Raw genomic sequence first — 10870 nt, 5'->3', positions numbered from 1 at the left:
CGATGGCAAACGCACCGCTCTCAGGCGGCCCGAGTTGGCGTCTGATCGGGGGCGGGTGGTTCGGCCTCGGTGCCGATCTTCTCCGGCCCCTTGGAAGGATCGACCGTCTTGCCGTCCTCGAAGCGCGTGACCCCCAGAGGATTACCCGATCGCAGTTCCTTGGGCAGCACCGCCTCGGGCGCGTTCTGATACGACACGTCACGCATCCAGCGGCCGGCCGCGTCCGGGCCCACCGAGGTCGAGTCCACACCCTGGCTCGCCGGATAGGGCCCGCCATGCACCAGCGAGGGGCAGAGTTCCAGCCCGGTGGGCGTGGCGTTGAAGACCAGCCGCCCAACCCGGTGTTCGAGCGTGGCCGCCAGTCGCCGCCCGATATTGCTGTCGGTGGCTCCCATCCAGATGGACCCGGTCAACGCGCCGCCGATGGCGCTGGCCGCCGTGAGCACACCCGGCCCATCATCGGCCATCACCAGCAGCATCGCGGGACCGAAGAGCTCTTCGCGGAGCATCGGCTCGCGGACGAAGGCCTCGGCCGCGCACCGCATGAGGCAGCCATTGACGATGGCTGGCTTGCCGTCCTCGGTGTCTGGCGCGTGGAACGAGCCGCCCTCCAGCCGCACGCCCTTGGTGTCCAGGCGGGCCTCGACCTCTTCGACAAACCGCCCCCGCAGCCGCGGCCCGCGCATCTTCGCCGCGGGCATCTGGTCGAACAGCGACGCCAATTGCCGAACGAACACCTCGCTCTCGGCCCCACGCTGCAACACCACGACGCTGGGCCTGGTACAGGTCTGCCCGGCCACGTTGGTACACGACTGGAACAACCGCTCGGCGATCGTCGGTCCGTTGGCTTCCAGCGCCCCGGGCAGCACGAAGACCGGGTTGATCGAGCCGATGGATGCCGAGAACGCCATGCCCGGCGCCTCCCCACCGATGACCGCCGCGACAGAATCGGCCCCAGCCTTGGAGCCGGTGAACGCCAGCCCTCGCACACAGGGGTTGCCAACCAGTGCCCAGAGCAACTCTTCCTGCCCCTGCTCGTCGGCGTGCAAGAGCGTCACCACCCCGGAGGGCGCACCAAGGCTCGTGCAGGCTTCCAATGCGGCGTGCGCCACCATCGCGTCGGTCAATGGGTGCTCGGGATGGCTCTTGCAGATGATCGGACACCCCGCAGCGAGGGCGGACACCGCGTCGGCACCCATGGCCCCGCCCGTCAAGGGTTGGTTCGCAGGCCCCATGATCGCGACCGGACCGATCCCCCGCCGGATGCGGCGAAGATCGGGCTTGGGCAGCGGCCGCCGGCTGGGCTCGGCGGTATCAACGCTCGCGCAGTCCAACCGTCGAGAACGCACGACACCCGCGAACATCCGAAGGGTCAGCATCAGCCGCTCTCGCTCGGCAACGATCCGCACGGCACTAAAGCCCGTTTCGTTGGCCGCCAACTTCACGAGATCGTCCCCGAGCCCATGGATGGCGTCGGCGATCGCTTCGAGCATCGCCGCGTGCTCGGGCGCATCGATGTCCATCAGGCCGTGATATGCCGCCCAGGCGGCTGTCGCCGCCGAGCTGGCATCTTCGGGCGATGAAACCTCAACCTGCGGCCCAGTCGGAGTTCCTGTCGTCGGGCTGATTGCCTGGAAAGTCCGTCGAGAATCCGGCCCCGCAGGCACAAAGGCCTTCGGGATGAGCGCCCTCGTCAGGGAGCCACGTATCGGCCCGCCGGAAGAAGCTTGGGATGGAGTCGGCGCAGGCACGATTTTACATCGGCGTTTCCGGGCGTGGACTTCATCTCCACGTCCGATATAGCAATGCTCTGGGCGCACAGAAACAACCCCGTAGACCCTCGGGGTTGCTCATATGACTTTCGTCGGGAAGATGTTGGTCGACCTTTAGCGGCGGCGACGCATCGCGGCCAAGCCGCCCAAGCCAACCAGCGCCAGCGAAGCCGGAGCGGGAATGACCTCGATCGCGCCTGAGCCCTCGATCACCGTGGGGGTGACGTCGCTGCTCAGGCCGGTATCGTCGAGATACAGGTTATACCGGCCGGTATCGGTGGCCAGGTCAACCGTGCGGGCGGTGAAGTCGGTGGTGCTCCACGTGCCCGACCAGATCATCACGGGGTCGCTGGTGTCGGCGGCCAAGCCGCCAGCGGGGAACTGGAGCTGGCCCGTGATGATGTCCACCACGTCGCCGTCCATGGGGGTGCCGTCTTCCTGGCCGGGGTCGGTGAACGCCGACATGGGGCCCGAGAAGTCGCCACTCATGTCGCCGCGAAGGCTCCACTCGGCGGCAGCGAAGGCGTAGAACAGGTCGGCGTCCCAATCGGCCCACACCTCAACGGTCGCCGAAGGCGTGCCAGGGCTCACCACGTTGCTCACGCGGATCTCGTAGGTGTTGGGCTGGACGGTGGCCGAAGCCATCGCGGCAACGCCAATGGCAGCGCCCGCAAAAGCGGCAATCTTGGTCTTGGTCATATCTCGTCTCTCCTGACGTTTGGTCTAGAGGTTGTCTCTTCCTGAGCGAAAGATACCACAAGACAGCCCCCCCGATCAAGCCCTTTTTCGATTTGCAAGCAAAATTCATAAAAAAACCGGTGTTATCCGGATGTTCCCTATATTCACACCAAACGCTTTAACCGGTTGCTTCTGCCCATTGTCCCGAGCCAACTTGAAAGGGCTATGCTCGGTATCATGCCGTCCAAGATCCGATCATTCCTGCTTCGAGGTGTCGCCGCCGATCCTTGCGAGGTGGAGGTCGACCTCGATGACGCTGCCTTGGCGAAGGAAACCATCGTTGGCCTGCCCGATGCGGCCATCCGCGAATCGATCGAGCGTGTTCGGGCGGCTCTCACGAATACTGGCTATCAATTCCCGAATGGCAGGCTGGTCATCAACCTCGCCCCGGCCCACGTCCGAAAAGAAGGCCCGATCTACGACCTCCCTATCGCCGTTGCTCTGCTCCAGGCGACCGGTGTCATCCGAGGCCACGCCCCCGACGACGCACCCCCACGCCTCCACCGTTGCATGTTCGCCGGCGAGCTCGCGCTGGACGGCCGGGTCCGCCCCGTCCGCGGCGTGATCGCCATGGCCGACCTGGCGCGGGCTGAAGACCTCGACGCGGTGATCGTGCCAGCCGAGAACGCGTCCGAAGCCGCGGTCGCCGGCCCCACCACCTTCGGCGTGCGCACGCTCGCCGAGGTCGTGGGCCTGCTGAACGGAATCCTGGAGATCGAGCCGCAGTCGCCTCCGGACCTGGCGGGCATGCTGAGCGCGGCCCACGCGCCGATCGACTTCGCAGAGGTTCGGGGGCAAGAGGCCGTCAAGCGGGCCATTGTAATCGCCGCGGCCGGCGGGCACAACGTCGTCATGCTGGGGCCTGCCGGTACGGGCAAGACCATGATGGCCCGCGCACTCCCGGGCGTGCTCCCGCCCATGAGCGCCGCCGAGGCCATCGAGACCACCCGGATCCACTCGGCTGCCGGCGAGCTACCCCCGGGCCAGGGGCTTGTCGCCAATCGCCCGGTCCGCACGCCCCACCACACCGCGTCCGGGGCCGCGATCGTCGGTGGCGGCGTCGTGCCAAGGCCGGGTGAGGTCTCGCTGGCCACCCACGGCATCCTCTTCATGGACGAGTTGCCCGAGTTCCCGCGGTCGGTGCTCGAGACCCTCCGCCAGCCGCTCGAAGACCATGTGGTCACGATTTCCCGCTCACGCGGCACGGTGCGATTTCCGGCGGATTTCCTGTTTGTCGCGGCGATGAACCCGGCCCCGGGCGGCTCGGCGGGAGACACCGCTTCGGGCCAGAAGGCAGCCGAGCGCTACCGCGCCCGCATCAGCGGGCCCCTGCTCGACCGCATCGATATCCACGTCGAAGCCCCGGCCGTCCCCTGGAAGGAACTTTCGGCCACCGGCGAGTCGAGCAGCACCAACTCGGCCACCATGCGTGAACGCGTGCTGAAGGCCCGGGGTGTCCAGACCGCCCGCCAGGGCGAGGGCAGGCTCAACGGCCGCCTGCGAGGCAAGGAACTCGACACCCTCGCGCCCATGAGCGAACCCGCCCGCAGCCTGCTGGGGCAGGCCATCGCGGAGCTTGGTCTCTCGGCCCGGGCGTACGACAAGGTCCGCCGGGTCGCCCGCACCATCGCCGACCTGGAAGCCGCCGAGGGCCTCGACGTGCAGCACGTGGCCGAGGCGGTGCAGTACAGGTTGCTCGATCGGGCCTGAGGTCGCTCCAAGTGGGCCTCGCGTGCGCCCGGTCGGCCAAGGGTCGGTATCATCGTGCCTTGCCTTCTCGGGCCCAGGCGATTGCCACCGGCCCGATCGTGCCCGCTTCTCGTGGAGACCCGCGCCCATGATCGATATCGACCGGCTTCGCCAACTCATCGACCTGATGGTGGAGCACGACCTGACCGAGGTCGACGTGAGCGACGAGGATCAGTCGATCACGATCAAGCGAGGCGTGACCGGCGGGTTCCAGATCTCCCCCCAGCCTCAGGGCTTCGCACCCCAGGCGGCCCCCGCGCCGCAGGCGACCGGAGATGCTCCAGCGGCCCCGGCCGCCAGCACGGCCGACGATGGGTTGGTCGCGATCGAGTCTCCCATGGTGGGCACGTTCTACTCGTCCCCCGACCCCGACTCGCCCGCCTTCACAAAGGTTGGTGCGTCGATCAGCCCCGACAGCGTCGTGTGCCTGGTCGAGGCCATGAAGGTCTTCAACGAGATCAAGGCCGAGACGACCGGCACCATCGAGCGCATGTGCGTCAAGAGCGGCGACGCCGTCGAGTTCGGCCAGGCCCTGTTCATGGTGAGGCCCGCCTGACCGATGTTCCGACGCATCCTCATTGCCAATCGTGGTGAGATCGCCCTGCGGATCATCCGCGCCTGCCGGGAGCTGGGCATCGAGGCGGTATGCGTGTACTCGCAGGCCGACAAAGACGCCCCCTACCTTCGTTTGGCCGACCGGGCCATCTGCATCGGCGCGGGCCCATCGAAGGACAGCTACCTCAATATCCCGCGCATCATCGCCGCCGCCGAGGTGAGCGACGCCGACGCCATCCACCCCGGCTACGGCTTCCTGTCCGAGCGGGCCGACTTCGCCCAGATCTGCCGCGACTGCAAGATCGAATTCATCGGCCCCAGCCCCGAAGCCATGGGCACGCTGGGCGATAAGGTCGCGGCCAAGCGTGCCGCCAAGGCCGCCAAGGTGCCGATCTTTCCCGGCTCGGAGGGCGCCATCGAGGAAGAGGACGAGGCCGTCGAGGTCGCCCGCGAGATCGGCTTCCCGGTCATTATCAAGGCCGCCTTTGGCGGTGGCGGTCGCGGCATGCGTGTGTGCCACAACGAGGCCACCGTGCGCGCCAACATCAAGAAGGCCCAGCAGGAGGCTCAGGCCGCCTTCGGCAATGGAGCGGTCTTCATCGAGAAGTTCCTCGAGCACGCCCGCCACGTCGAGGTCCAGGTGCTGGGCGACAAGCACGGCCACTCGGTCCACCTCTTCGAGCGCGACTGTTCCATGCAGCGCCGCCACCAGAAGCTCATCGAGGAGGCCCCAGCGCCGGGCGTCGATCGCAAGAAGGTCGCCTCGGTCTGCGAGAACGCCGCGAAGCTCATCCGCAACACGGGCTACGCCGGGGCCGCCACCGTCGAATTCCTGATGGACGACGAGCAGAACTTCTACATGCTCGAGGTCAACACCCGCGTCCAGGTCGAGCACCCGGTCACCGAGATGATCACCGGCGTGGACATCGTGAAGAACTCGATCCTCATCGCCGCGGGCGAGAAGCTGGGCCTGCGGCAGAAGGACATCTCCATCAACGGGCACGCGATGGAATGCCGCATCAACGCCGAGGATCCGGCCCGCAACTTCATGCCCAGCCCGGGGCGCGTCGACACCTGGGAGATGCCCGGCGGCCCGGGCATCCGCATGGACACGCACGTGGTTCCGGGGTACATGGTCCCCCCCACCTACGACTCGATGGTCGGCAAGCTCATCGCCCACGCCGACGATCGCGAGGCCTGCATCACCCGCATGGCCCGTGCCCTACGGGAATTCCGTGTCGGGCCGATCAAGACGGTGATCCCGCTTCATCTCCATCTGCTCGAGCACAGCGCTTTCCGCGATGGCGCCGTGGATATCCACTATCTGGAGCGAGCCCTCAAGCAGGACCTTCTTGGTCCGATGACCTGATCAGGCCCAATAACACACCCTATCAAAATCAAAAAACGGACCTTTTCCAGTCCGAGAGCTACTTTTTTCCCTGTTAGAGTGAATTTCGGCTCGCATTCGTTTCGCAATCCCGTTACGGTACTCGGTAGGAGAGAGTTCGTCCGGATCGAATTCTCGTGGTTCCTTCAGGGTGCCGGGTTTTAGGAGACTCGCCCCGATTTCCTAGGAAGAGGGTTAGACATGCGTAACGTGATGATTCTTGCCGCTGTGGCCGGTGCCGCTTCGCTGGCCACCGCCCAAACGACCGTGTACTCGTCAGACTTCGAGGCCGATGGCGGCGGCTGGACCCCCAGCGGCGTCAACGGTGATTGGGAGCGTGGCATCCCCGTCGGCGCGGACGGCGCGGCTCTTGGCGGCTTCGCCAGCAGCGAGCCCATCGGCGGCTTCTCGGGCGACTTCGTCTGGGGCACCGTGATCGGCGGCCTCCACGGCGTCGGCAGCGACGAGCAGCTCAGCCAGAACTTCGACTTCACCGGCCTCAGCGACGTCAGCCTCTCCTTCCAGGAGTGGAGCGACAGTGGCAGCTCGACCTTCGACATGGCTAGCGTCATCGTCAACGGCAACCAGGAGTACCTGAGCGATGGTGACTCGATGGACGCTTGGCGTGGTGTGACCCTGGACCTGAGCGCCTACGACGGCCTCGGCAGCGTCGACATCGTCTTCAACTTCACCAGCACGACCGTTGTCGAGCGTACCGGCTGGTACATCGACGACGTCAGCATCCGCGCGATCCCCGCCCCCGGCGCCATGGCCCTCCTGGGTCTCGGTGGTCTGGTTGCGGTTCGTCGCCGCCGCTAATCGATCCCGATCGATAAGGCAAAGACCAAAACCCGGCCCTCGCGGCCGGGTTTTTCGTGCGCCGATCAGATATCGCGGCGGTGCTCGAGTGACTTCTCGACACGGTGCAGGGTGTTGCGAATCTCAGTGAGAAGCCCGACCACGCCCTCACCAGCAAGCTCGGGGACCGCCGCCACGTCGCCCGCTTTGCCCGCCCGCCCTCGCCCCTCGGCCTGTGCGTCGCGCTGGTCGAGCACGGCCTCGCGGAATGCCGGGGCGTCGACGATGCCGATCAGGCTCACCAGGTGCCCGCCGGGGCCCGAACTCTGGCCGGCGGTCTCGACCTTGAACCCGTGCAGGCCCATGGCCCGCATGATGGGCCCCTGGATCATCTGGAGGTCGGTGATCTTCTCGAGCGGGATGGTGCTCTCGACGCGGTTGATGAGGCCCTTGCGGATCTCCAGCGTCCGCTCGGTGAGCGTGCAGCTCATCCGCGCCACGTACTTATCGATAAAGAAGCGGCCGACCAGGAAGTACACCACCGCCAGGGGAATGGTCACGATCAGCACGACGAAGATGATCGTGCCCTGGAGCAGGAGGTAAGTGGGCAGCTTCGGGTCGAAGCTGGCCTCGCGGAGGATTTTGTGGCGGCTCACGGGTTCGGTCATGCCCCAGCATAGGGCAACCCCGGAGCCGAGCGCACTAGCTGGGCTGCACCGTGCCTTGCACGGGCCGGTCTTCGCGGGCCATGGCGTCGATCGGTGCGTGCTCCACGCGCTCGCCCGGCAGGGGGTTGAAGCGCGATCCGAGCATCGGGATCTTGCGGTTGGGGTTGTACGTGGGCAGCATGCCCAGCACGACGAACAGCACCACCGCCAGCACGAGGTTCAGGCCCAGCATCACGCCAACATGCGGTAGGCCCTGGGGGATGCCGAAGAAGACCGCCACCGAGGTGACCACCAAGACGACCAGCGCGAGCGGGATCATGCCCTGCCAGGCGGTGCTCATGACTTGGTCGTACCGCAGGCGTGGTACCGTCCAGCGGACAAGCATGATCAGGAACACCATGGCGGCGACCTTGCCGAAGTAGACCATGATCTTGGCCAGAACCGCCAGAATGCCCGTCGCACCCGTGCCGGTCAGCGGGTCGTTGATGAAGGGCAAGGCCTGGAACCCACCCATGAACAGCAGCACGAAGAACGCGCTGCTGACCACCACGTGGCTGTACTCGGCCAGGAAGAACAACGCGAACCGCATCGAGTTGTACTCGGTGTGGTAGCCGCCCACAAGCTCGCTCTCGGCCTCGGCGTTGTCGAAGGGCGTGCGGTTGGCCTCGGCCAGCATGGCGATGAAGAAGATGACCGCCGCGATGGGCTGGCTGGCCAGCAGCCAGCCGTTGACCTCCTGGTAGCGGATGATGTCCATCGGCAGCAGGCTGCCCACCATCACCAGCACGCACAGCAGGCTGATGCCCAGGGGCAGCTCGTAGGCCAGCATCTGGGCCGTGGCCCGCAGGCCGCCGAGGAAGCTGAACTTGTTGTTGCTGGCCCAGCCGCCCAGGGTGATGCCGTACACGCCCAGCGAGGCGATGGCGATCATGTAGATGACCCCCACGTTCACCGGCAGGGCGGCGATCTCGACCGGCCCGCCCGCGATGTGCAGGTTCAGGATGGGAATCGTGAAGCTCGGGCAGTCCCAGATGCCGCCCCAGGGGATCACCGCGAAGCCGATGAGGGCCGGGATGACCACGATGCCCGGGGCCAGGGTGAAGAGCACCTTGTCAACCTTGCCGGGGGTGAAGTCCTCCTTGAGCATGAACTTGATGCCGTCGGCCAGAGGCTGGCCGAGCCCCACCATGCCCTTCAGGAAGCCCAAGAAGGGCAGGCCCAGGTTGAACCCCGTGCGGTTGGGCCCCACACGGTCCTGGATGTAGGCCGAGATCTTCCGCTCGGCGTACGTGGCGTACCCCGCGCCGCCGAGCAGAACGTGGACCATCAGGGCGTACACGGTGACGCTGACGATGAGCTGGGCGGAGACGAAGGAGAGGAGGTCGGTCATGGGGGCGATCGTAGACGGCTATTAGCCCGAAGTGACGGTCACCTTGGCCGCGCCGCTGGCCTCGCCAACGGGCATGTCCTTGCCCAGGGCGATGCCCAGATCCCGCCGGGCGCCGTGCGTCAGGTGGGCTACGTCTGGCCGCGGGCCGGGCCGCTTCATGTGCTCGTACACGGGCGCCATCGCCTCGATTGTTGACTTGAATGCCGCCTCGCCCAGCCCACGCGGGGCCGTGCCGGTGCAGATGTCGGTCGCTCGAAGCACGGCGGTGTTGTTGCTCACGCTCAAGAGGTCATACGCCCCGCGGGCCACCCACTCGTCGATGGCGGGCTTCACGGGCACGTCGGTGTTGCTGTAGTCGTGACACATCACCGCCGTCCCGGGCACCAGCCAGCGGCTCAGGCTCTCCAGGTCGGCCCACACGCCCTCAAACTCGTGGCTGCCATCCACGAACACCATCGTGGGCACAATCGGGATCTCGGCCAGGAACTGCCGCAGGTCGCCGATGTACATCAGCGCCCGGTCGGCCAGCCCCTGCGTCCGCAGCGTGCCCATGGTTCTGCTATACGCGTTCAGATCGGGATCGACCCCAAAGAACTGTGGTGCCGGCCCGCCGTGCGCCTTCTGCGCCGCCAGAGCCCCGCGAAGCTCTACCGTGGCCGAGCGGCCTCCGAAGACGCCGACCTCCAGGATCACGGCCCCGGAGAAGTACGCTGCCTCGTAGAGCTTGAGGCTGTCGCCGGGGTCTTGCCAGCCGGGCAGGTTCTTGGTGGCCTCGTAGATGCCCTGGTGCTCTTCATTGATGAAGCCACTGGGCCCGGCCAGCTTGTCGACATCTTGCCAGCTTGGGGCGTATTCGTTCTCTGTGGGGTCGCGGGTGATGACGGGCGTTTCGAATCGCATGGCGTGCTCCAGGGAAGTTCGCGGTAAAAGGCGCTTGGCGTTCTGGTCGTCAGGACTGAGAGCAATGCACGCCATCAATTCGAACACCACGCTCGTCGTAGATGGGATTGCTTCCGGGATTCTCTCGTACGAACCGCTCCAGTCGTGCTCGAAATGCCGCGGGCTGCTCGCGGATGATCTGGTCCAGTTTTTCGCGAGCTTCTTGGAACAACTCCTGCTCCAACTCAGTGATCGCATCGACAGCTCGCCGTTCAACCGCGGACAAGTCAGACGTGTGGGGTCGCTTGGTTACATTCCTGCGTTCGTATCGCAAAAATTCATCAGGCCAACCGAATCGCTCCGCCATCAATATCAGCGATTCATCAAACCGTTCGGTTAACCCGAAAACCGAAACTTGTTCGAACAGGTTCGACCTCGCTGTATCCAGTTCTTCCCGTGTCACATCGCCGACTCGGCCGTGCCAGAGCGATCGCGTGGTCAGGCAGCGGATAGTGCCATTGTCGGCATCCCGTGGCAGCGAATTCTCGATGAAATCGATAAGTGACCAACGCGAATTTGTCACAATACTATGAAGGTAATGCCGTGGATCTTCAAGAATGTGATAGTACTGTGAGACGACTCGATCAACCGGATTTCGCAACAGCGTAATGTAGCGAACGGGTCGATCAATGTAATCGTGTATCCCAAACTGGAAATGGCCGTGCAACAAGTCATAGCGATTGCGACACTCCGCCGTTTCATGCACAAATTCATCACGTGCGCGAAGCGAACCATCAAAGTTGCGCGACTGCCCCCCCTCCGACCTGAGTATGTCTTTCAGGACTCGCTGCAGCGTTCTCCCACCAGTCTTCGTGACGTGAAGGAAAGCGAGAACTTCGTCATCTCGACCAGTTAGAGTTGCCATGCAATGTCG

10 protein-coding genes are annotated in these 10870 nt (G+C 65.3%); 4 read left to right on the top strand and 6 right to left on the bottom strand.

What is annotated here, in order from left to right; genetic code table 11:
* Positions 1 to 20: 20 nt before the first annotated feature.
* A complete protein-coding gene (locus NCW75_02910; protein ID UYV13242.1) occupies positions 21 to 1667 on the bottom strand; it encodes an aldehyde dehydrogenase family protein in 1647 nt (548 codons plus the stop codon).
* Between the two features lie 219 nt (positions 1668 to 1886).
* A complete protein-coding gene (locus NCW75_02905) occupies positions 1887 to 2471 on the bottom strand; it encodes a PEP-CTERM sorting domain-containing protein (GenBank protein UYV13241.1) in 585 nt (194 codons plus the stop codon).
* A gap of 216 nt (positions 2472 to 2687) precedes the next feature.
* Between NCW75_02905 and NCW75_02900 the strand changes: the two genes are divergently transcribed.
* From NCW75_02900 to NCW75_02885, 4 genes are all read left to right on the top strand, one after another.
* A complete protein-coding gene (locus NCW75_02900; GenBank protein ID UYV13240.1) occupies positions 2688 to 4220 on the top strand; it encodes a YifB family Mg chelatase-like AAA ATPase in 1533 nt (510 codons plus the stop codon).
* A gap of 127 nt (positions 4221 to 4347) precedes the next feature.
* Positions 4348 to 4815, top strand: coding sequence for an acetyl-CoA carboxylase biotin carboxyl carrier protein (gene accB / locus NCW75_02895; protein UYV13239.1), 468 nt, complete (start codon positions 4348 to 4350; stop codon positions 4813 to 4815).
* Between the two features lie 3 nt (positions 4816 to 4818).
* Positions 4819 to 6183, top strand: coding sequence for an acetyl-CoA carboxylase biotin carboxylase subunit (gene accC, locus NCW75_02890; GenBank protein UYV13238.1), 1365 nt, complete (start codon positions 4819 to 4821; stop codon positions 6181 to 6183).
* 219 nt (positions 6184 to 6402) lie between these two features.
* Positions 6403 to 7020, top strand: coding sequence for a PEP-CTERM sorting domain-containing protein (locus NCW75_02885; protein UYV13237.1), 618 nt, complete (start codon positions 6403 to 6405; stop codon positions 7018 to 7020).
* Positions 7021 to 7085: 65 nt separating this feature from the next.
* Here NCW75_02885 and NCW75_02880 read toward each other — a convergent pair whose 3' ends face one another.
* The 4 genes from NCW75_02880 to NCW75_02865 are packed head-to-tail and all read right to left on the bottom strand — an operon-like array spanning position 7086 to position 10861.
* Positions 7086 to 7667 carry a PH domain-containing protein gene (locus NCW75_02880; protein ID UYV13236.1) on the bottom strand — a complete coding sequence of 194 codons (582 nt, stop codon included), beginning with the start codon at positions 7665 to 7667 and terminating at the stop codon, positions 7086 to 7088.
* A 34-nt stretch (positions 7668 to 7701) separates the two neighbouring features.
* Positions 7702 to 9057 carry an NADH-quinone oxidoreductase subunit H gene (locus NCW75_02875; GenBank protein ID UYV13235.1) on the bottom strand — a complete coding sequence of 452 codons (1356 nt, stop codon included), beginning with the start codon at positions 9055 to 9057 and terminating at the stop codon, positions 7702 to 7704.
* A gap of 21 nt (positions 9058 to 9078) precedes the next feature.
* Positions 9079 to 9957 (bottom strand): class I SAM-dependent methyltransferase, encoded by an 879-nt coding sequence (locus NCW75_02870; protein UYV13234.1) that lies wholly within the window; start codon positions 9955 to 9957, stop codon positions 9079 to 9081.
* Positions 9958 to 10006: 49 nt separating this feature from the next.
* Positions 10007 to 10861, bottom strand: coding sequence for a sulfotransferase family protein (locus NCW75_02865; protein UYV13233.1), 855 nt, complete (start codon positions 10859 to 10861; stop codon positions 10007 to 10009).
* Positions 10862 to 10870: the final 9 nt, after the last annotated feature.

This window comes from Phycisphaera sp. (assembly GCA_025916675.1).
In the GTDB taxonomy this organism is placed as follows: Bacteria; Planctomycetota; Phycisphaerae; order Phycisphaerales; family UBA1924; genus JAHCJI01.
Note: the sequence above shows the minus strand (reverse complement) of the source record. Positions and strands in the feature narration are given on the sequence as shown.